The sequence below is a fragment of the Bacillus sp. AC266 genome (genome assembly GCF_979253805.1).
Map to the genome: position 1 here is coordinate 1079805 of NZ_CEEDEC010000001.1, position 20819 is coordinate 1100623.

Genomic DNA, 20819 nt, shown 5'->3' on the forward strand with positions numbered 1-20819 from the left:
ATAAACTGTAGATACCTTCATTTACAAAGCCTTACCAAAAACTCAAGTATATATTTTCTCAACATTTTTCTGAAAATATCAAGAAAGTATATCTTGCAATTACCGATGCATGTCGTGTTTATAATTTAAGATTTAATAAGTATTTCGAATATAATATATCAATTTATGATATTCCAATATAATCCAAACGGATACTTTACTCATTTTTTTGCCTCTAGAAAATTCCACATGTTGTAATTCATAAAAAAGCACCCTATTAAATAGGGTGCTTTTTAGTAAACATAGTGTTAAAGAAGATTTATATACTTACGCTACACTGCGATACTCTTCTTCTTTTTCTTTTTTCTGCTTAGGCACTTGGATTAAAAGTGCGATAATAAATGATACGACACATAATACGCCGATCACCATGAAAGTTGGTTTGAACCCACCTAGAACTGCACCGATAAAGGAACCAGCGAGCGCTCCAAATCCAAATCCTTGATACACAATTCCGTAGTTCTTACTATGATTTTTCATACCGTAGAAATCACCAACGATAGCTGGGAAAATAGTGATATTTCCACCAAAGCAAAACGCTACACTTGCTACACATACGAAGTAGATACCATAATTTAAATCTACGAAACTTAAAACCAAGACTGAAGCTGCCATAACAACAAATGTACCAGTAACGATTTTTAAACGGCCGATTTTATCTGATAACGGCCCTAAAATAATACGACCTAATGTATTGAAGATTGCAACCATAGCCACCGCATTAGCTGCTGTCGCTGCGCTAAGCCCTACAAGTTGAACACCAATGTCTTTTACCATACCAATTAAGTATAAGCCACTCATACATGATGTAAATAACATAATAAATAATAAGTATACTTGTTTTGTGCCTAACATTTCTTTCGTTGTATATTCCTGAGTTTTTGTTTCATGAACTGCTCCTTGATCTGCAGCTTGATGGATTAAACAAGCGCCAAGGACAATCATAGCTGTAACAATTAAACCCCAGTATATAAACGCTTGTGATACACCAACTGATTCAATTAACTGTGCGTTAATATATTTAAAAATTAAGCTACCTGAACCATATGCAGAGACAGAAATACCAGCAATTAAACCTTTACGCTTTGGAAACCACTTTATTAAATTGGATAATGAAGTGATATATGCTGTACCATCTGCATAACCTACAACAACCCCTGCTAGTACATAAAGCAATATTAATGAGGAAGCTTGTGAACTAAGTATTAATCCAATTCCTAATGCTAGTCCAGCTATCATAATAAGTTTACGAAGTCCCCATTTTTCTTGCAATTTACTCGCAAACAAAGTTGAAAACGCTAAAGACAGGCTAGTAATTGAGAAAGTTATAGCAACAGCGTTAAGACTCCAACCGTATTTACTCACTAAGGGCTGATTGAATAAACTCCATGTATATATCGTACCAAGCCCCATTTGTACTATGACTGTTCCAAGGACAACAAGCCATGGATTAACCGATGATTTTTTCATACCATCTCTCCTCCTCTTTCTATTTCAATGCTATTCGCTAAATATGCTTTTTTTATTTTTATTTTCGCCACCTCATTCGACTTAACAACTTCATTGTATAGGATGTTTTCGCTTATGTAAGCACTTACAAGATGGAGCGTCAAAAATATGGAATCAGTTACAGAAAACGAAGGGTGAAATACAAAAAACTACTTGTTAAATACGTAGTAGTTTTTATAATGTTTTACATCAATACGACTTATGTGTGTTTTCATATCCTCTTTTATACAAAGTTATGCGCCCTGTTACACCATGGCTGGACTTCAAAATTTTGATTATCCTATATAAACAAAAAAACACCATATTCTTTTTAACTCCCCAGCTTTATAACATGTTGCGTCTATATTTCTTAATACAAATCATTTAATAGTCTTGTAATCTGGCTTCTCGTTACAATGCTTGTAATCAAAAATCCCACCATTTCCACTTCCGTATATCTTGTTTTCTAACGAAACATACAAAAGTACAACGTTTTTTACAATTTTCTACATAAAAACAGAAAATATATAATTCATTTACATAATTTTGCACTTTAATTTTTATTAAACAACAAATATTTTATTGATAAATAAAACTAAACATTCACTAATATATCTATACGTGGTTTAATATATATAATAAACAAACATTTCTGACTTTTATAAGGAGGTACTATGAAAGCAAACGTAGGCGATACTATACTATTTCAACGAAATAACTTAAAGATCACAGCATCTGTACTAAAACTATACACTGAATCGGTCTTAGTTGAAGTCACAGATGTAAGCGGTGGTACTTTTGAATTTGACCGAACAATTGTAAATCATAAAAACTATAAAATTTTAAATGCAAATAAATAAAACAATACAATACAAAATAGCCCCTGCTTAACAGCGGAGGCTATTTTGTATAATAACAATTCATTAATTTACATATCCTAAAACACTAACAATCTTGCTTGCTTTTAAATTATTAATATAATAATAAATTTCTAACCCTCTTCTCTCAGCTCTTAGCACTTTACCTTTCATTTTTGATAAATGCTGCGAAACAGTCGATTGAGGAATATTTAATATTTCTGTTAATTGTGTTACATTACAAGTTTTGCGTGCACTTAATTCATTTACAATTTGTAATCGTATTGGATGCGCCATTATTTTTAAAATATCCACATCTTCTTCAGTTACTAAACTTTTTTTTATCTCGCTCGTATATGTTGTCATAAGACATTCCCCTTTTATTTGAATTCCTTTTTATTAAAATCTGCTTCTAAATAAAATATTATCTCTAAATATACAATTAAGACCCTTATATAGAAATAATAGGATTTTGATTATTTAAAAACAGCAATACTATACAATTTCATCTATTTGGTACATATACATAATACAATTTCAATTTGTGCTCTATGTGAAGTTAGCATAAATTTATAATGAAGATTTTTCAAACAATTCACATCTAACTATATACTTCCTCATAATACTATCCAGTGATTTTAACATATTTTAGGCATTTGTATATACTATTGCAAAACACATTAATATTGAGGGGGACTTTATATGCCAACACCGTCACAAGAACAAGTTGAAGAAGCTCGTGAAACATATGTCAGTCGTATTATTTTAGTTGGTGGTTCAGCTTTATTTTTAACAGGTGGTGTTATATCTGCAATTTCAGCCTTTAAAAGTTATAATCGTTTGGCAAATACGCCACCTTCTTCAAATGATTCATAATTGCATCATTCATTCCTTTAAATAATAAAGATGCCGCCTCTACTATAGAGACGGCTTTATATAAAAACATTATTAAATTCATTTGAACTTAATTGAAAAAACGTTATAACAATTTGGTACAATGTTCAAAGTAAGGATAGATACTTTCAATTTGACAAGCTTATTTCACCACAAACCTCGTCTGACTACACCCATCCTTCTGCTTCGTTACTTCTAATACAGCTGGCATTGCATTTTTCAGTTCTTGAACGTGTGAAATTACACCGATAAAGCGACCTGATTTTTGCAAGTCGATTAGGGCGTCAACTGCTTTCGTTAATGACTCTTCATCTAATGAGCCGAATCCTTCATCGATAAACATCGTTTCGATGGAAATACCACCCTCATACGCTTGAATTACATCTGCCATTCCAAGTGCTAAGCAAAGTGATGCGTTAAATTTCTCACCGCCAGATAATGTTTTTACATCTCGGGTTTGACCTGTATATGCATCATATACATCTAATCCTAATCCACTTTGTCGATTCCTCTTTTCAACTCGTTCGCTTCGTTTTAAATAAAATTGTCCATTTGATAATTTACGTAGTCGTTCGTTCGCAATTTGAACAATTTGTTCTAAATACTCAATTAAGATGTAACGTTCAAAGGATATACGACTATCGTTATCCCCTTTCATTACTTCATATAAATCAACAAGTTCTTGGAATGCTTTTTCTTCCTCATGAATTTGTTCATCAATTCGTTTAATATTTTCATGTAAATCCGTAATATATGATACGGCGTTTTGAGCACGTTGTCGTTTTTCTTTAATAATATCAAGGCTAATTTCCAATTCTTTCACTTGCTCATCTAATGAAGAAATGTCCATATACTCTTTATCTTTTAAGTCTGCTTTTAATTCTTCAATTTGTTTTGTAAGTACTTCTAGAGATGAGTAATAACTTTGGATTTCTTGTTGTAACTTATCCATCTCAGCATCATTTAATTTGGATTCTTTATATGTTAATTGATCTGTAAATCCGCTTTGTTCTAGCTCTTTCATAAAGCGTGTGAACGTCTCTTCTTTCTTCTCTTTTGCACTATTAAATTGATTAGAAGCATTATCATGTTCTGCTTGAATACGTATATTTTCATTTTGCCAATGTTGATACGCCTCTTGTACTTTCTCCCATTCATCTTCCATTAACCTAAGTTCTTGCAGAGCTTGGTCAAACTGTACTTTCCAAGCTTGTACCGTTTGCAAGCTTTCCGGAATATTTTGCTTATCATGTTCATATGACGTACGAAGCTGCATACACTCCATTTCAGTACGGTGCTGCACAGTTTCTACTTCACGCTTTTGTTTCTGGAGTTCTTCTACTTTTTCTTCTACGCTTTTTATATTCACAGCAATTTGCTTACGCGTTTCTTCACTTGCTTTTAACGCATTAACTTCTGCTGCTAATTGCTTTCCTTTTTGAACGAGCGCACTATATGTTTCTACTAATTCTTCTGAGCGATAGCCTCGCTTTAGCACTTCTTCTATCACTTGTTCATATTGAACTCGATAGAAATTCCACTTTTCTTCTAATTGAACATGTAATTTTTCCGCAATAGTTTTCTTTTCTCTTAGCTCATTTAACTCTTTTTCATCAATTGCATTACTTTGCTCTGTAGCTTTTTTCGGGTGGTCCATACTACCACATACTGGACAAGATTCACCATCATGTAAATGAAGAGCTAATATACCAGCTTGTTCACTTAACCAGCGGCGTTCCATATTTTCATATGTACTAACTGCCTGTTGCATCTTATGAAACGCACTTTCTTTTTCTAGCTCGTATTTTTGTTTTTCTTGCCATACATCATATGCCTGCTTTAATACTTTTGCATCTTCTCGCATATTCGTTAGTTCTTCTACTTTAGCTACATATTGTTCAAGCGCTGCTTCTAATTGCTGTAATTCGCCAGACATTCTTTGTTTTTCATTTTTATGCGCTTCTAGTTGTTCCTCTAACTTTTGCATACCTTCTTTTAATTTTCCTATGTGAATTTCAGCATTTTGCAAATTTAACTTTTTCTCAGCTAATGATGCAATAATTGGCTGTAACTCTTCTAGTCTTTGAACTTGTTTTTTAGCATTTTCTCGCTCGGATGCCTTATTCTTTAATGCTTCATATTTCTCCTGAGCAAGTGCAAAACTGTTCATTATATGCTCTTTTTTTGCGATTATCTGTTTTAACAAACTTTCAGACTGCTGTTCATATTGCATCGCTTCCTCATACCATTGCTCAAATGGTAATAATCGCTTCGCCTGTTCCGCATGTTTAAAAGATTTTTCTTTCATTTCGATTACGGCACGGTTTTCTTGTAAAATACTGTACTTCTCATTCTTTTGTTCTAAATCTTTGAATTTCTCATTTACAGCTTTTGCTGCATGAAAACGTGCCTCTGCTTCTTTTAATTGTTTCGTTTTGTCATTTTGTTCTAAGTGTAATTGCTCAACCTCTGCATTGTACCAAATTGTTTCTTGTTCTAATGCCTCTACTACTTGATGTGTATTTACATGCTCTTGCTCCACTAATGTCTCTAATAATGCCCCATCACGTATTGGTAATTTAAATACATTACGGAAATATAGCTCACGTTCTTTTTGTTTTTCTTGTAAGACGTCTTTCCATTGTTTACGCTTTTGATCTAATATCTCACGCATTAATTTATAACGATCTGTTTTAAAAATGCGGCGTAGTATTTCTTCTTTATTTTCCGTTTCAGATGTTAATAATTTTCGGAACTCTCCTTGCGGTAACATGACAATTTGGCTAAATTGATGTTTACTTAATCCCATTAAATCTTCAACTTTTTTATTTACATCCGTTACATGAAAACGATCGACACATGGAACTTTCTCCTCATCAATTACTTCATATAATTCGACTGCATGTCCTGTAATTGTTTTATTTCCTTGTTTTTTATGGCCCAGTTGTCGTTTAATTTCATAACTTTTTCCTTTTAATTGAAAAGTTAATTCCACACTTGTATAAACATCATCATCAGCAAATTGGCTACGAAGCATGTTAGTATCACTGCGCTCTTCTCCACTAGCTTCTCCATATAATACATAACAAATTGCATCAAAAATCGTTGTCTTTCCAGCTCCTGTATTTCCAGAAATAGCGAAAATACGATGCTCACCAAGATCTTTAAAATCGATTACTTCTTTCTGTTTATATGGACCAAACGCGGTCATTATAAGCTGAATCGGTCTCATCCTCGCTCACCTTCCCGTTCTTGCACTGTTTGCAAAACATCTAAAAATAGACGTTCTTTCTCTTCTGATAGATCTAGCCCTTTCATTTCTTTATAAAATGCTTTTAAAAGAGATAAATCATCCGTTTTATGTCTTGAAACAGTTACTTCATTTTCATCTGTGAACTCTCGTCTTTGAATAGATCTTTCAACATGCATTGCATTTGGGTATACAGAACGTATTTTTTCCATTGGCTGCAAGACAGGATTTTCATCTAATAATTTCACAAATACATAATCTTCACTCACTGGATGAAGCAATAAATCGTCTATTTTCGCTTCTACTGTACGCATTTTACGACGTGGTGTAAGTAAACGTTTTTCAATTGTTGTTTCACCTTTTTCATCCAGTTCCACAATATAATATCCTTTTTTATGCTTTTCTTCAGAAATAGAATATGCAAGTGGTGAACCTGAATAACGAATTGTCTCATTACGTACAAAATGCGCTTGATGTAAATGGCCAAGCGCCGTGTAATGAAATTTATCAAAATAATGGCTATTTACATATTCAGCACCACCAATTGAAAGTGGTCGTTCCGCATCACTCGTATTTTCCTCTGCCTCTCCTGAAGAAGTTACAAATGCATGTCCTACAAATATGTGTCTCGCTTCTTTATCCATCGTTTCAGAGAGTTCGTTCATAAAAATACGCATCGCATCATCATGAGAACGAACATCTTCATTTTTCAATATATGTCTAACAATACTTGGATCTGCATACGGAACGAGATGGAAATGAACCTCTCCGTATTCATCATTTAAAACAACGGGATTGTATGGAAACTGGAATTGTCCAACAATATGTAATCCTTGTTTTTTCATTAAATTACTACCAAAATGTATGCGGTCCGGACTATCGTGGTTTCCTGCAACTGCGATTATTGGTGTTTGTAAATCAATAACTATCTTTTGTAATACATCATTTAATAAGTCTACTGCTTCTGTAGGTGGAATTGCTCGGTCATATAAATCTCCTGCAATAATTACAGCATCCGGTTTTTCCTCTTCAACAGCTTGTACAAACTGATCTAACACAATTTTTTGGTCTTCAGTCATATATACACCATGAACAAGCTTACCTAAATGCCAATCCGCTGTATGAAAAAACTTCATATTACCCTTCTCCTTTTAGTTTACTGATTGTAGTGAAACAAGCTGATAGTTTAGTGTAGTTTTTCCGTTCTCCCATTCTAACTTTTGGACAATTGCACTACCGATTCTTTCTTCGTTTGATTTATATAAAGGCAATATTTCTTGAATAGTAAATAGATGATAACCATCTAAAATTAATTGAAATAAATTATCTTCTATATGTAATCTTACTTCTTTTTCATTTGAAATAATTTTTGTATGCATCTCAAATTTCATGCTAGATACAACCCCTTTTTTCTAATCTTTACATTTTAATAGTATAGTGGTCCTGCAAGATTGACAAGTAAATACACCGGGATGTACATACTTTTTTAATTATAAATGTTTTATGTTTTTTTATATGAAATACGGTATGTGAAATTATTAATCTACAAAAATAAAAATGCCCTTTCAGGCATCCTTATTTTTGTAAGTACTCTTTCATAACGTAGTACAATACAGTTATTAAGACAATCGCTACAAAAAACGCAAATACGGCCACAACATACCCATCTTTATTTAATAAAAAGCATATGGAAATAGATATTATAAAAATCGGAAACACGAGACGTACCTTAGCCTTCACTTCTTCTGTCGTATCTGTATGATGAAAATACTGTGTAATTCCTACCATAAGAGATGACAAAATAATAACCGACAATAGTAAAGGTCCTGGCATTCCGATCTCTCCTTTCTCTATTTCTAATTATATACAAACCCCGCGCTCTTTAAAAGTTAGATAATTCAGCCTTTTAACTTTTTCTACATCCACTCTTTAATTTACACCACGTATACTAACTCAATATAAGTTATACATATAATAGCGCCTTCAACACGACATTTTCAAATAATAGCACTTACAGTAATGTTGTAATATTCCTCTTCATTCTCTGAAATCCTGCAAATATAACTCGTCAAAATATGCGATAAATACTAACACTAAGCACCTAATTTAGACAAAAATTATAGAGGACATTTCAACATGTATCAAGAAATAAGAATAGAAAGATAAGTAAGGGAGGATTTATAATGACTGAACACGTTTTATTTTCTGTTAGCGAAAACGGCGTTGCATCTATTACTTTAAACCGTCCAAAAGCACTTAATTCTTTATCCTATGACATGTTACAACCAATTGGGCAAAAACTTAAAGAATGGGAGCAAGATGAGCGTATTGAACTCATCGTTTTAAAAGGAGCTGGGACGAAAGGTTTTTGTGCAGGTGGTGATATTAAAACGCTATACGAAGCACGTTCTAACGAAGTTGCATTACAACATGCAGAGCTGTTTTTTGAAGAAGAATATGAAATTGATACATTTATTTATCAATACAAAAAACCAATTATCGCTTGTTTAGATGGAATTGTAATGGGCGGTGGTGTCGGTCTGACAAATGGAGCGACGTATCGAATTGTAACAGAGCGTACGAAGTGGGCAATGCCTGAAATGAACATCGGTTTCTTCCCGGATGTCGGTGCTGCTTATTTCTTAAATAAAGCGCCTGGATATACTGGTCGATATGTTGCTTTAACGGCATCTATTTTAAAAGCTCCTGATGTATTATATATTAACGCTGCTGATTACTTTATGACATCAGATTCATTACCAAATTTCCTTACCGCACTTGAAAATGTAAATTGGAAAAAAGAAGATGTACATACTCATTTAAAAGAAGTTATTCGTACATTTGCAACTGCTCCAAACTTAGATGGCAATCTTTCTTCCTCAGTAGAAGAAATTAATTCGCATTTTGCATTCGATACAATTGAGGGAATCATTCAATCGTTAGAGAAAGATCAAAGTCCATTTGCCCAAACAACGAAAGAAAAGCTATTATCCAAATCCCCTGTTTCATTAAAGGTAACATTAAAACAGTTTATTGATGGCCAAGAAAAGTCAGTTGAAGAATGTTTCGCGACAGATCTTATACTCGCTAAAAACTTCATGCGACATGAAGATTTCTTTGAAGGAGTACGCTCCGTTGTAGTTGATAAAGACCAAAATCCAAATTATAAATATAAACAATTAAGTGATGTTTCAGAAGAAGATGTAAATCGATTCTTTAACTTACTTAACGCTTAAACAAAGAGGCCATATATTGTAGCACACTCTCAGCTACTCTATATGGCCTCTTCTTTTTAGTTAAATAATTTTAAATATAATTTAATTTTATTTAACTAAAATGTATGTTAAACTAACGTTAATCGAATTTTCTAAAAACAAAAAAGGAAGGCGGATAACATTATGGAAAATTTTTTTCTGTTTATTATTATGTCTATATGTCTTATTATTCTACCCGGTCCTGATACAGCAATGGCTACGAAAAACACATTGATTGCCGGCAAAATCGGCGGCGTAAAAACTGTTTTTGGTACTTGTGTTGCGCTTTTAATTCACACTTTAGCTGCTGTAATTGGTCTTTCAGCACTTATTGTAAAGTCTGCTCTTTTATTTTCTATTTTTAAATATGTTGGTGCTGTATATTTAGTCTATATTGGTATTAAAGCCCTTTTAGCAGTAAGAAACACAGAAGACTTAAATACAAATGACGTTCCAATAAATAATGACAATAAACATACTTCTTGCTTTCGCCAAGGGTTTCTTACAAATTTACTAAACCCTAAGATTGCAGTCTTCTTTTTAACTTTTTTACCACAGTTTTTAAATCCAAATCATAATACATTTATACAACTTCTCGTTATGGGACTTACTTATCTCATTTTAACCGTCATTTGGTTTGCTTTTTATATATTTTTAATTGATAAAATTAGTGCTTTTATGAAAAAACCGAAGACACAGCGTTATATTCAAGGGATTACAGGAATCGTCTTAATTGGGTTTGGTATTAAATTAGCCTTTGAAAGAAATAGTTAACACAATACAAACGAAAATACACTACTCCATTATGAGTAGTGTATTTTCGTTTGTATTATTTTTATAATGAGTGGGAATGCACCCCACTCATTATCATTTCACTTTATTAAAACCAGCGCTCAGTTACAACTTTTTTACGTGTATAAAATTGAACGCCATCCGTACCATTTGTACCAAGATCTCCAAAGAATGAAGCTTTGTTTCCTGCAAATGCGAAGAATGCCATTGGTGCTGGAACATTAACGTTTACACCAATCATACCAGCATCAATATTGTCTCGGAATGTTTGTGCATGTTTTCCATTTGATGTATAAATAACAGCACCATTCGCAAATTTCGATTGATTTGTCAGCTTAATACCTTCTTCTAAATCTTTTACTCTTACAATACTTAATACCGGAGCGAAAATTTCATCTTGCCAAATTTTCATTTCTTGATTTACACCATCAAAGATTGTTGCACCAACAAAGTAACCTTCTCCAACTTCTTCATTGATTTTACGGCCATCTACTAGTAAAGTTGCTCCATCTGCTACACCACTATTAATATAGCCTAAAACACGTTCTTTATGAGATTCACGGATTAATGGTCCAACATAATTATCTTCGTTGAAACCGTCACCTACTTTTAACTTCTTCGTTTCCGCTACTAATACATCAATGAATTCATCAGCAATTTCATCAACTACTGCTACTACTGAACATGCCATGCAGCGCTCTCCACTACTTGCGAACGCAGACCCAATTACACCTTGTACTGTTTTCTCAAGGTTGCAATCTGGCATAACAACCGCATGGTTTTTCGCACCTGCTAACGCTTGTACACGTTTACCATTTTTTGTACCAGTTTCATATACGTAGCGTGCCACTGGCTCAGAGCCAACAAACGAAACTGCTTGAATATCTTTATTTTCTAAAATACTATTTACAACATCTTTTCCGCCTTGTACTAAATTTAATACCCCTTTTGGAAAACCAGCTTCATAGAATAACTCTACAAGTCGCTCAGCTAAAAGTGGCGTTCTTTCAGATGTTTTTAATACGAATGTATTACCGCAAGCAATTGCAAGTGGGAACATCCATAATGGAATCATCATCGGGAAGTTAAACGGTGTAATACCAGCAACAACTCCGATTGGGTAGCGCCAAATCGATCCATCAATTCCACTAGCAATATTCGGAAGGGCTTGTCCCATCATTAAATTTGGTGCTGATGTTGCAAGTTCTACCGCTTCAATACCACGCTGTACTTCACCAGTTGCATCCGTTAGCGTTTTACCGTTTTCTAGCGTAATGATTTTTGCAAGCTCTTCTTTATTTTCTTGTAACAGTTGTAGATATTTGTATAGTTGTCTTGAACGATTTGGAACTGGCACTTTAGACCATGTTTTGTATGCCGCTTTTGCCGCTTCAACAGCTTTTTCAACATCTTCTTTTGGAGAAAGTGGAACGTAAGCGATGATTTTTCCGGTTGCCGGGTTCGGAACCGCTTCTACTTCCGTACCAGTAGATTCTACCCATTCGCCATTAATATGATTTTTCACTCGTTTAATTTCAGTTGTAATCATTATATTCTCTCCTTTTTTATCATGGTTTTTATAAGTGCACTATTTTTGATTAGAAATTAATTGTTCGCTAACTTTCTTATATAAAGCAGCCATATCGTTTTCACCATATCCTGCCTCACTCGCTTCTTCATATACGTTTAATAGCATCTCACTTACTGGTAAGTGAAGTTCGCTTTCTTTCGCTAAATCTACCGCAAATCCTAAATCTTTCTTTAATAAATTCACAGTAAAGCCTGGCTCATAATTTTCTGATGCAATGAAACTTTTATAATTACGCTCATAAATTCTACTTTGACCGTAACTTACATTTAAAATATCAAACATTTTATCTAAATCCATATTGTTCTTTTTCGCTAATGTTAAAGCTTCACTCACACCAGCTGTATAAAAACCAATTAATAGATTATTAATTAATTTAACAGTTGTACCACTATCAATCTGCTCACTAACATGGAAAACATTCGCTCCAAGCACTTCCATGACAGATTCAGTTTTCTCATACACTTCTTTCGATCCACCAACCATAAACGTTAATGTACGGTTTTCTGCACCAATTACCCCACCGCTAACAGGTGCTGCTAAAAAGTCTACTTTCTTTTCCTTCGCCGATTCCTCTAATTGTTTGTTTAATTGTGGAGATACTGTACTTGTATCAATTAAAGCTACATTCGAGTGGCTATTTTCAAATAATCCTTCTTCCCCAAAATATACCGCTTCAACAGCACGAGGTGATGGTAAGCTTGTAAAAATCACATCGCATGTCTCTGCTAGTTTTGAGATTGATAGGCCGATAATTCCTCCTTCTTTTTCAAAGGAAGCTTCCGCCTCTTTATTCAAGTCCACTCCATATACTGTGTAGCTAGATTTAACTAAATTTTTAGACATTGGAAGACCCATGTTACCTAAACCGATAAAACCAATCTTTTTCATATCGCTTTCCTCCTATTTACACAATATATTTCCCGCGATTTATAATAACTTTCGCAATATCTCTCTTTTTCGTAAATAAGTTTGAGTATAAAGGCACTAATAATTGACGGATTTCAGCTAATATTTCTTGTCTATTTTGTTCTTCTGTGACAGCTGCTGAAAGAATGGAAATCGCGGATTCTTCTACTTTACGATATCCTTCTTCACAAATAACATCTGTTATCATTTGTTTCGTACGCTCTTTTTCCTCACCATTTTTACTAACTGCTTTCCTCGTACGTAAAAATGCTGATTCCATGACGTACACGTCCGTCAACATATTTGATAATACGCGTGAATATTCTTGCTCTTGCTCAATTTTTAAACCTGGATTTTTAGAGAGCGTTTTCAAAGATTGTTTCAACAATTTTTTCGCTAATAAAATGTAACGATGGTTTCTTTCTACATTTGCCACATCAATTTCTACTTCAGCATCTTCTATTTGCTCGATTTGCTTCATTAACATTTTTGCAACTGTTAATCTATTAATTTCATTCGTTCCTTCAAAAATACGACTAATCCTAGCATCACGATATAATCGTTCTACTTCGTATTCTTGCATATAACCGTAACCACCATGAATTTGTACAGCTTCATCTACGATATAAGCAAGTGTTTCAGAAGCGTTTACTTTATTCAGTGCACATTCAATTGCAAATTGGGACATTTTTTTCATAAGATCTTCATCACTCTCATGAATTGCTTCATCAATTACACCCGCTGTACGGTAAGCTGCACTTTCTGCTCCATATGTAGAAATAATCATATTGGCAATTTTCTCTTGAATCATCGTAAAATCTACTAATTCCGTTTGGAACTGTTTTCGCTCTTTTCCATATTGAACCGATAAACCAATTGCTTGTTTTGCTGTTCCAATATTTCCAAAAGCCAGTTTTAGTCTAGCAAAGTTAAGGATATTAAGAGCTACGTGATGCCCTTTCCCAACTTCCCCTAAAACATTTTCAGCAGGGATGACAACATCTTCTAAAATAAGCGTCGCTGTTGAAGAACCTTTAATCCCCATTTTCTTTTCTTCTAGTCCAATGGATACACCTTCACATGTTCTTTCGACAATAAACGCTGTCATTCCTTTATTTGTCTTCGCAAAAACAACGTATACATCTGCCATATGAGCATTTGTAATCCACTGCTTCTCACCATTTAACTTCCAAGCAGTTCCATCTTCATTCAATACTGCACTCGTTTTTGCACTTAATGCATCAGAACCAGCATTTGGCTCAGTTAAAGCATAAGCCCCAATCCATTCTCCAGACGCAATTTTCGGCAAATATTTTTCTTTCTGTTCTTTCGTTCCATAATATATGTAAGGCAACGTACCTACACCGGCGTGTATATTAAAAGAAACGCTAAATGCACCAGCGTAACCCATTTTCTCTGCTACAAGACCTGAGACAGCCTTTCCTAACTCGAATCCGCCATAATCTTCTGGTACCTCAATGCCTAATAATCCAAGTTCCCCAGCTTTCTCAAATAATTGACGAGAAACTTTATAGTTATGTTGTTCAATATTCTCAATTTGCGGGACAATTTCTTGTTTAACGAATTGTTCTGTCGTTTTTGCAATTAAATCTTCATCCCCTGAAAAATCTTCTGGTGTAAAGAAAGTATTATTCACATCTTTATTGAGTGAAAAAAATTCATCCCATGGTAACTTCGTTTTCTCCATCTGAATCCCCCTATCATTTCGGCCTTCGTTGATTTTTGCATATGCTCGTCTACGATGAGTGGAATATCTTATTATTGAAAACAGAAGGCGATGATTTTTCACATCAAGCAGTTCGTTTTGCCAAAGATGTATTTTCATCGCCTAAATCCTTCTACCTATTGATCTTCAGATAATACTGTTTTTGCAATTCCAGTATCTAACTCTTCAAAGTCATGATATGAAATTGTTTCATATAATTCACTTCTCGTTTGCATATTAGAAAGTGCATCTTTTTGAGAACCCGTTTCCTTAATTAGCGTAAACACATTCTCATATGCTTTTGCAGCAACACGAAGTGAAGTTACAGGATAAATTACCATTTGGAAGCCCATATTCGCAAATTCCTCTGCACTATAATATGGTGTTTTTCCGAACTCAGTCATATTTGCTAGTAAAGGTGCATTCACTTTGCTAGTAAATAAACGGAATTCTTCTTCCGATTGAAGCGCTTCTGGGAATATTGCATCTGCCCCTGCTTTTACATATGCATTCGCTCTTTCAATCGCTGCATCTAATCCTTCCACGCCGCGAGCATCTGTGCGTGCTACAATATATAAACTTGGCGCAACTTCTTTAATCGCTTTAATTTTTTGAACTAATTCTTCTGTAGTAACAAGTTTCTTACCATTTAAATGTCCACATTTCTTTGGTAATTGTTGATCTTCAATCTGAACAGCCGCAACTTTCGCTTCCACCATTTCTACAGCTGTCCTCGCTACGTTTAGTACTCCACCAAATCCTGTATCAATATCAACAAGAACTGGTAAATCTGTAGCTCTAACTAGATCCCTTGCTCTCTCTGCTACTTCAGTAGACGTCACGATTCCTAAATCTGGTAGTCCTTTACTTGCAGTGTAAGCAGCTCCCGATAAATATAGAGCTGAAAAACCTGTGTTTTTCGCAACAAGAGCCGCCATTGCATCATGAGCACCTGGAATTTGCAAAATTTCATTTGCTTCTACTAAAGCTCGGAAGCGATTCGCAAGCTCCTCTTGTGTTGACTGTTTATTCACAACCCAAGCCATTCTAAATTCCCCCTATTATTAAATTAAGAATAGATCTACAAATTCGTTTACATTCATATTTTCTAGTTTTTCTTCATTTAGACAAGCATCATGGATTTTTTCTTGTTGCTTACTAGAATAATGACCTGCCATATTTGCAGTGAATTTTCGAACAACTTTTGGAATTGCTTCGTCTCTACGGAAACGGTGGCCAAGTGGGTATTCACATTCCACATTTTCTGTTACAGTACCATCTTTAAAATGAACTTGAACAGCGTTGGCGATTGAGCGCTTGTTCGGGTCAAGGTAATCTAAACTGTACTGTTTGTTTTCAACAACAACCATCTTATTACGTAATTCATCTACACGTGGATCATTCGCTACTACATCCTCATAATCATCCGCAACGATATCTCCTTTTAATAAACCTATTGCCGTAATGTATTGTAGGCAGTGATCGCGATCAGCTGGGTTATTTAATGGACCTTCTTTATCGATAATACGAATTGCTGACTCATGAGTTGTAATTGTAATACGATCAATTTCATCTAATCTTTCTTTAAGTTCCGGATGTAATTTCACTGCACATTCTGCAGCTGTTTGTGCATGGAATTCTGCTGGGAATGACACTTTGAATAATACATTTTCCATTACATAAGATTCTAGCGGTCTTGCTAATTTTAATTCTTGCTTGTTAAATAACACATCTTGGAATCCCCATCCTGGTGCAGATAATGCCGTTGGGTAACCCATTTCACCTTTTAATGCAGTCATTGCAAGATGAACACCGCGGCTCGTCGCATCACCTGCTGCCCATGATTTACGTGAACCTGTATTTGGAGCATGACGATATGTACGAAGACTAGAATTATCAATCCACGCATGTGATAATGCATTAAAGATTTCCTCACGCGTTCCGCCAAGCATTTTTGCAACTACTGCAGTCGTCGCTACTTTTACGTATAATACGTGATCAAGACCAACACGGTTTAAACTGTTTTCTAAAGCAAGTACACCTTGAATTTCATGTGCTTTAATCATCATTTCTAGTACTTCACGTACTTTTAATGGTTCTTTTCCTTCTGAAATACGAACGCGGCTAATATAATCTGCAACTGCTAAAATTCCGCCTAAGTTATCAGATGGATGTCCCCACTCTGCTGCAAGCCAAGTATCGTTATAGTCTAACCAACGGATCATACATCCGATATTAAATGCGCCTTTTACTGGATCTAGCACATAAGATGTTCCTGGTACACGTGTACCATTTGGCACGATTGTTCCTGGTACAACTGGTCCTAATAATTTCGTACACTCTGGGTATTGTAGTGCTAAAATTCCACATCCAAGTGTATCAAGTAATACGTAGCGAGCCGTACTGAATGCCTCTGCACTTGTAACCTCTTTATTTAATACATAGTCCGTAATTTCTTCTAATAATGCATCTTTTTGTTTAATTTCATTTGTTTTAATCATGCTATTCTTCCCTTTCTGTCGAAAATTCGTTATTATTAATGATGGGTGTCGGTCAAACACCCATCTGGCGGGCGGCGCTAACAACTCCCCAGTTGTTTTTATTTACTAAATGCATGTCGCTCGCCAATATAATTTACACGTGGACGGAACAAACGATTGTTCGCATGTTGCTCAATTACGTGTGCACATAGCCCTACTGTTCTAGAACTAAAGAAGATTGGTGTGTAAAGTTGAATTGGAATACCAAGCATCCAATATACTGGAGCAGCATAATAATCAAGATTCGGATAAATTCCTTTTTCCTTCTCCATAATTTTTTCTCCAGCTTCACACATTTCATATAGTGTATAATCGCCTTTCACATCACATAACTGCTTTAATGCTTCCTTCATCATAAGTGCTCTTGGATCCATCTTTTTCATATAAACACGGTGTCCAAAGCCCATAATTTTTTCTTTGTTATATAGTTTCTTCTGTAATAACTCTTCAAATTTCTCAACATTACCAGCTTCTAAAAGCATGTACATAACCGCTTCATTCGCACCGCCATGAAGACTTCCTTTTAAGGATGCAACTGCTCCTGTTAAAGCGCCGTATAAGTCGGATTGCGTTGATGCAATAACGCGTGCTGTAAATGTAGAGTTTGGCATTTCATGTTCACTATATAAAACAAGGGAACGATCAAAGATTTTCTCTTCAAGTTCAGTTGGTTTCTTTCCAGTTAACATATAGAAGAAATTCGCACTATATGACAATTCTTGAAGAGGCTCAATTGGTTCCTCATTATTTAAAATATGGTAGCTATTCGCTACAATATTTGGCACTTTACTTAAAAGCTTGTATCCTCGACTTTTATTCACTTCTAACGAGCGGTTTTCGATATCACTATCGTAACCAGCTAATGCAGACACACCTGTACGTAGCCCATCCATAGGATGCGTTTCCTTAGGCAATGCCTTTAGAACATTGAATACACCTTCTGGCACTGCATATTCTTCTTTTAATTTCTTTTCAATTGTTGCTTTCTCATCCTCATTCGGTAAACGTTCTTCTAATAAAAGGTGCACAATGTCTAAATACTCTTTTGTTTTTGAGAGTTCGATTAAATCATACCCTTGAATTACAATTTCACCTTTTACTGTGTCAAGAAACGAAATTTTCGTTTCCGCTGCTACTACACCATCTAATCCCGGGGAAAATTTTTCTTCAGCTTTCATCATTATTTCCTCCAATCCTAATAGATCTTCGTGCACATAACTGTAAGCCTTTACAATAATATGAAACTACATTTCTATTTCAATGTATCAGAGTTTTTAGAAGATTTCAATTTATTTTATAATGATAAGTTTCCTATACTTTTACCGATGTAATAATACAATTTTTCAAAAATAACTTTCATCTTTTATAAAGAAAGGACAGACATCCTTTTACAATGTTTTAAAACGAAATATAACAATTATCCATATAATCCCACTAAATATACCTTTAATCCCTTTTTCTTCAACAAACATAAAAAACCGAGCTGCACTCATGCGCAGCTCGGTTTTTTATAATATTTATTTCATATTCCCATAAATATAATTCTTATATAAAATTTATTTATTTTTAATAAAATTATTATTTTACATAATTAAATTAAATTTCTTCCGTTTCTTTACGATAGCTTACAACTAATTCATAGTTTTGAAAGTACGAAAGATCATCAAAATCTATAAAAATAAACTACCGTCTTTCTCAACTGACACTATTTCCCGAACTGATTTCTCAGAAACAATCCCTAAAGAATATCCGGGCTGAATTGAGCTATTTCCTCCGTACCTTACAATACATCAAATAGATTCATCATGCTTTATACGCAAAATCTTTTTTGCCTAATCGTTGTTTTACAAAAATGACAAATATAATTAAAGCTATTAATCCTGAAATTGCACTACCTGCAAATAAAATACGGTAACCAAACATTTGTGAAACTACTCCAAGTAAAATCGCACCTAATCCAATCCCTAAATCAAAAGCGGTAAAGAATGAAGCGTTAGCAACTCCTCTTTTACTAGGATCAACAATTGTCAGCATCGCTGCTTGTAAAGCGGGCTGTGCTGAACCGAATCCAACACCATATAATGCCGCTGCAATCATTACACCTATCAAACCATTTGAAATCGTTAGTACAACTATCGCTAAAATAGTAATACATAGTGCCGGAAGTATGATAAAAACTTCTCCATACTTATCTAATAGTTTTCCTGAAATAGGTCGTACAATTGTTAAAGCAATTGCATATACAAGAAAGAATGTCCCAGGATTCACATCAATTGATGACGCGAATAACGGTAAAAATGTTGTTATTCCTCCATATGCAAATGATAAAAAGAAAACAACAACCGTTATTGATAAAACGGATTTTTCAAACAGCTGAATTTTCCCTTTTTCTTTTTGTGGCGTGAATGGCATTTTCGTTATTAACGATAATACGACTGCCATAAAGGATAAAAGAGTTGCTAACAAGAATAGACCATGAAATGAATAATTTTGTACAACCCATAATCCAATCATCGGGCCAATTGCCATCGCGATTGTCATCGCCATGCCATACCAGCCCATCCCTTCACCACGACGTGAATCTGGAATAATATCAGTTATCGCTGTTCCAACTGCTGTTGTAGAAACAGCCCACGTCACTCCGTGAATAACGCGTAAAACAGCTAAAAGGACAATAGTCGATGCTAAATTATACGAATACATCGTTATCCCAAAAAATATGAGTCCGAAAATAATAAAAGATCTTCTACCATATTGATCTAACATACCTCCAATAATCGGTCGTATTACAACTGCCGCTATTGTAAACATTCCCATCATCAGTCCAACTTGCGATTCATTTCCACCAATCTCTTTAATAAAGAGCGGGAGCGTTGGAACAAGTAAATAAAACCCCGTAAATAAAAATAACATCGCGATAGTCATTTGTATAAATGATTTCGTCCATAATCGTTCCATTAAAATCCCTCCATAAACACGTAAAATATACAATCAACACATCAATTGTATATTTTTCATGTTCCCTTGCCCTCCGCTAATAGACGTATCTTTTCATAATAAATGGTCTACCATCAATTTAAGTTGGTCTTACGACTTTATGCCTATGTTTTAAGCAAAAAACCTATATATGTACCTTTATAGGTTTTAGAAGAATATACTATTTTATTATTAAACTTAGGAGTGATCGTTTTCATGTGGGTATCACCAAGAATAACCGCCGTTGTCCCATCAGCTCCCTCAATACATGTTCCTGTCGTTCATACAGCTAGTTCTGATGTTGGTATCGAACTTCCTGCCGCTTGGCAACAATATCAATCGACTGACCAAGTCACCCCTTCATTTTGGCATCATGGTACACACCCGAGTAGTACTACTTTTTATGGCCCTAGTTATCCAATACCGCCAACTCAAATTTTTTATCATTTCCCATCAATTTACTTTCAAAATTTCTATGGTACTTTTAATATTTAAAAATAATATTA

The 20819-nt window shown here is 34.5% G+C and carries 18 protein-coding genes and 1 pseudogene; 5 read left to right on the plus strand and 14 right to left on the minus strand.

Annotated elements, in window-relative coordinates:
• Nucleotides 1–306 precede the first annotated feature (306 nt).
• Nucleotides 307–1509, minus strand: a complete 1203-nt coding sequence (locus AC0IXC_RS05495) for an L-lactate MFS transporter (RefSeq protein ID WP_002085734.1) — start codon at nucleotides 1507–1509, stop codon at nucleotides 307–309.
• A 692-nt stretch (nucleotides 1510–2201) separates the two neighbouring features.
• Here AC0IXC_RS05495 and AC0IXC_RS05500 point away from each other — a divergent pair.
• Nucleotides 2202–2387: a YkvS family protein gene (locus AC0IXC_RS05500; RefSeq protein WP_002012762.1), complete on the plus strand. Its 186-nt coding sequence runs from the start codon at nucleotides 2202–2204 to the stop codon at nucleotides 2385–2387.
• Nucleotides 2388–2450: 63 nt separating this feature from the next.
• On the opposite strand, the gene AC0IXC_RS05505 is transcribed toward AC0IXC_RS05500, so the two are convergent.
• Nucleotides 2451–2750 (minus strand): ArsR/SmtB family transcription factor, encoded by a 300-nt coding sequence (locus tag AC0IXC_RS05505; protein ID WP_002012759.1) that lies wholly within the window; start codon nucleotides 2748–2750, stop codon nucleotides 2451–2453.
• Nucleotides 2751–3086: 336 nt separating this feature from the next.
• Between AC0IXC_RS05505 and AC0IXC_RS05510 the strand changes: the two genes are divergently transcribed.
• Nucleotides 3087–3260, plus strand: a complete 174-nt coding sequence (locus AC0IXC_RS05510; protein ID WP_002157923.1) for a hypothetical protein — start codon at nucleotides 3087–3089, stop codon at nucleotides 3258–3260.
• Between the two features lie 160 nt (nucleotides 3261–3420).
• Here the strand turns inward: AC0IXC_RS05510 and AC0IXC_RS05515 are convergent, their stop codons facing one another.
• The 4 genes from AC0IXC_RS05515 to AC0IXC_RS05530 all read right to left on the minus strand — a co-directional run bounded on the left by AC0IXC_RS05515 (nucleotide 3421) and on the right by AC0IXC_RS05530 (nucleotide 8361).
• On the minus strand, nucleotides 3421–6510 hold the full coding sequence (locus AC0IXC_RS05515; RefSeq protein ID WP_471652689.1) for an AAA family ATPase: 3090 nt from the start codon (nucleotides 6508–6510) through the stop codon (nucleotides 3421–3423).
• On the minus strand, nucleotides 6507–7664 hold the full coding sequence (locus AC0IXC_RS05520; protein ID WP_002012752.1) for an exonuclease SbcCD subunit D: 1158 nt from the start codon (nucleotides 7662–7664) through the stop codon (nucleotides 6507–6509). The genes AC0IXC_RS05515 and AC0IXC_RS05520 overlap by 4 nt, the downstream gene beginning before the upstream one ends.
• Nucleotides 7665–7679: 15 nt before the next feature.
• Nucleotides 7680–7919, minus strand: a complete 240-nt coding sequence (locus tag AC0IXC_RS05525) for a DUF2584 family protein (RefSeq protein ID WP_002085739.1) — start codon at nucleotides 7917–7919, stop codon at nucleotides 7680–7682.
• Nucleotides 7920–8103: 184 nt separating this feature from the next.
• Complete coding sequence (locus AC0IXC_RS05530; RefSeq protein WP_002012747.1) at nucleotides 8104–8361, minus strand: hypothetical protein; 258 nt, start codon at nucleotides 8359–8361, stop codon at nucleotides 8104–8106.
• Nucleotides 8362–8711: 350 nt separating this feature from the next.
• Here AC0IXC_RS05530 and AC0IXC_RS05535 point away from each other — a divergent pair, with 350 nt between their 5' ends.
• Together AC0IXC_RS05535 and AC0IXC_RS05540 are read left to right on the plus strand one after the other, a co-directional pair.
• Complete coding sequence (locus AC0IXC_RS05535; protein WP_471652691.1) at nucleotides 8712–9764, plus strand: enoyl-CoA hydratase/isomerase family protein; 1053 nt, start codon at nucleotides 8712–8714, stop codon at nucleotides 9762–9764.
• Nucleotides 9765–9923: 159 nt separating this feature from the next.
• Nucleotides 9924–10556: a LysE family translocator gene (locus AC0IXC_RS05540; protein WP_085960726.1), complete on the plus strand. Its 633-nt coding sequence runs from the start codon at nucleotides 9924–9926 to the stop codon at nucleotides 10554–10556.
• 106 nt (nucleotides 10557–10662) lie between these two features.
• On the opposite strand, the gene AC0IXC_RS05545 is transcribed toward AC0IXC_RS05540, so the two are convergent.
• The 8 genes and pseudogenes from AC0IXC_RS05545 to AC0IXC_RS05580 all read right to left on the minus strand — a co-directional run bounded on the left by AC0IXC_RS05545 (nucleotide 10663) and on the right by AC0IXC_RS05580 (nucleotide 20295).
• The gene (locus AC0IXC_RS05545) at nucleotides 10663–12123 is read right to left on the minus strand and encodes a CoA-acylating methylmalonate-semialdehyde dehydrogenase (RefSeq protein WP_002031853.1); all 1461 of its coding nucleotides are present in this window, start codon (nucleotides 12121–12123) and stop codon (nucleotides 10663–10665) included.
• Between the two features lie 39 nt (nucleotides 12124–12162).
• A complete protein-coding gene (locus AC0IXC_RS05550) occupies nucleotides 12163–13053 on the minus strand; it encodes an NAD(P)-dependent oxidoreductase (protein ID WP_002031851.1) in 891 nt (296 codons plus the stop codon).
• Nucleotides 13054–13069: 16 nt separating this feature from the next.
• Entirely contained in the window at nucleotides 13070–14779 is a 1710-nt protein-coding gene (locus tag AC0IXC_RS05555; RefSeq protein ID WP_471652692.1) for an acyl-CoA dehydrogenase family protein, read from the minus strand.
• Nucleotides 14780–14934: 155 nt separating this feature from the next.
• Complete coding sequence (gene prpB, locus AC0IXC_RS05560) at nucleotides 14935–15843, minus strand: methylisocitrate lyase (protein ID WP_002031847.1); 909 nt, start codon at nucleotides 15841–15843, stop codon at nucleotides 14935–14937.
• 18 nt (nucleotides 15844–15861) lie between these two features.
• Nucleotides 15862–17298: a 2-methylcitrate dehydratase gene (gene prpD / locus AC0IXC_RS05565; protein WP_002031844.1), complete on the minus strand. Its 1437-nt coding sequence runs from the start codon at nucleotides 17296–17298 to the stop codon at nucleotides 15862–15864.
• Nucleotides 17299–17396: 98 nt separating this feature from the next.
• Nucleotides 17397–18518 carry a citrate synthase gene (gene mmgD, locus AC0IXC_RS05570; protein ID WP_002127276.1) on the minus strand — a complete coding sequence of 374 codons (1122 nt, stop codon included), beginning with the start codon at nucleotides 18516–18518 and terminating at the stop codon, nucleotides 17397–17399.
• Nucleotides 18519–18933: 415 nt separating this feature from the next.
• Nucleotides 18934–19160, minus strand: a pseudogene (locus tag AC0IXC_RS05575) (HesB/YadR/YfhF family protein).
• Nucleotides 19141–20295, minus strand: a complete 1155-nt coding sequence (locus AC0IXC_RS05580) for an MFS transporter (RefSeq protein ID WP_002031843.1) — start codon at nucleotides 20293–20295, stop codon at nucleotides 19141–19143. The pseudogene AC0IXC_RS05575 and the gene AC0IXC_RS05580 overlap by 20 nt, the downstream one beginning before the upstream one ends.
• Nucleotides 20296–20529: 234 nt before the next feature.
• On the opposite strand from AC0IXC_RS05580, the gene AC0IXC_RS05585 reads away from it, so the two are divergent.
• Nucleotides 20530–20808, plus strand: a complete 279-nt coding sequence (locus AC0IXC_RS05585) for a hypothetical protein (protein WP_002085760.1) — start codon at nucleotides 20530–20532, stop codon at nucleotides 20806–20808.
• The last annotated feature ends 11 nt before the right edge of the window (nucleotides 20809–20819 follow it).

Excerpts from the sequence above, each read along its gene's own strand:
- AC0IXC_RS05585 (WP_002085760.1), top strand. The coding sequence starts at position 20,530 with ATGTGGGTATCACCAAGAATAACCGCCGTTGTCCCATCAGCTCCCTCA.
- AC0IXC_RS05495 (WP_002085734.1), bottom strand. The coding sequence starts at position 1,509 with ATGAAAAAATCATCGGTTAATCCATGGCTTGTTGTCCTTGGAACAGTC.
- AC0IXC_RS05535 (WP_471652691.1), top strand. The coding sequence starts at position 8,712 with ATGACTGAACACGTTTTATTTTCTGTTAGCGAAAACGGCGTTGCATCT.
- AC0IXC_RS05550 (WP_002031851.1), bottom strand. The coding sequence starts at position 13,053 with ATGAAAAAGATTGGTTTTATCGGTTTAGGTAACATGGGTCTTCCAATG.
- AC0IXC_RS05520 (WP_002012752.1), bottom strand. The coding sequence starts at position 7,664 with ATGAAGTTTTTTCATACAGCGGATTGGCATTTAGGTAAGCTTGTTCAT.
- AC0IXC_RS05525 (WP_002085739.1), bottom strand. The coding sequence starts at position 7,919 with ATGAAATTTGAGATGCATACAAAAATTATTTCAAATGAAAAAGAAGTA.
- AC0IXC_RS05500 (WP_002012762.1), top strand. The coding sequence starts at position 2,202 with ATGAAAGCAAACGTAGGCGATACTATACTATTTCAACGAAATAACTTA.
- AC0IXC_RS05505 (WP_002012759.1), bottom strand. The coding sequence starts at position 2,750 with ATGACAACATATACGAGCGAGATAAAAAAAAGTTTAGTAACTGAAGAA.
- prpD (WP_002031844.1), bottom strand. The coding sequence starts at position 17,298 with ATGATTAAAACAAATGAAATTAAACAAAAAGATGCATTATTAGAAGAA.
- prpB (WP_002031847.1), bottom strand. The coding sequence starts at position 15,843 with ATGGCTTGGGTTGTGAATAAACAGTCAACACAAGAGGAGCTTGCGAAT.
- AC0IXC_RS05530 (WP_002012747.1), bottom strand. The coding sequence starts at position 8,361 with ATGCCAGGACCTTTACTATTGTCGGTTATTATTTTGTCATCTCTTATG.
- AC0IXC_RS05510 (WP_002157923.1), top strand. The coding sequence starts at position 3,087 with ATGCCAACACCGTCACAAGAACAAGTTGAAGAAGCTCGTGAAACATAT.
- AC0IXC_RS05580 (WP_002031843.1), bottom strand. The coding sequence starts at position 20,295 with ATGGAACGATTATGGACGAAATCATTTATACAAATGACTATCGCGATG.
- AC0IXC_RS05515 (WP_471652689.1), bottom strand. The coding sequence starts at position 6,510 with ATGAGACCGATTCAGCTTATAATGACCGCGTTTGGTCCATATAAACAG.
- mmgD (WP_002127276.1), bottom strand. The coding sequence starts at position 18,518 with ATGATGAAAGCTGAAGAAAAATTTTCCCCGGGATTAGATGGTGTAGTA.
- AC0IXC_RS05545 (WP_002031853.1), bottom strand. The coding sequence starts at position 12,123 with ATGATTACAACTGAAATTAAACGAGTGAAAAATCATATTAATGGCGAA.
- AC0IXC_RS05555 (WP_471652692.1), bottom strand. The coding sequence starts at position 14,779 with ATGGAGAAAACGAAGTTACCATGGGATGAATTTTTTTCACTCAATAAA.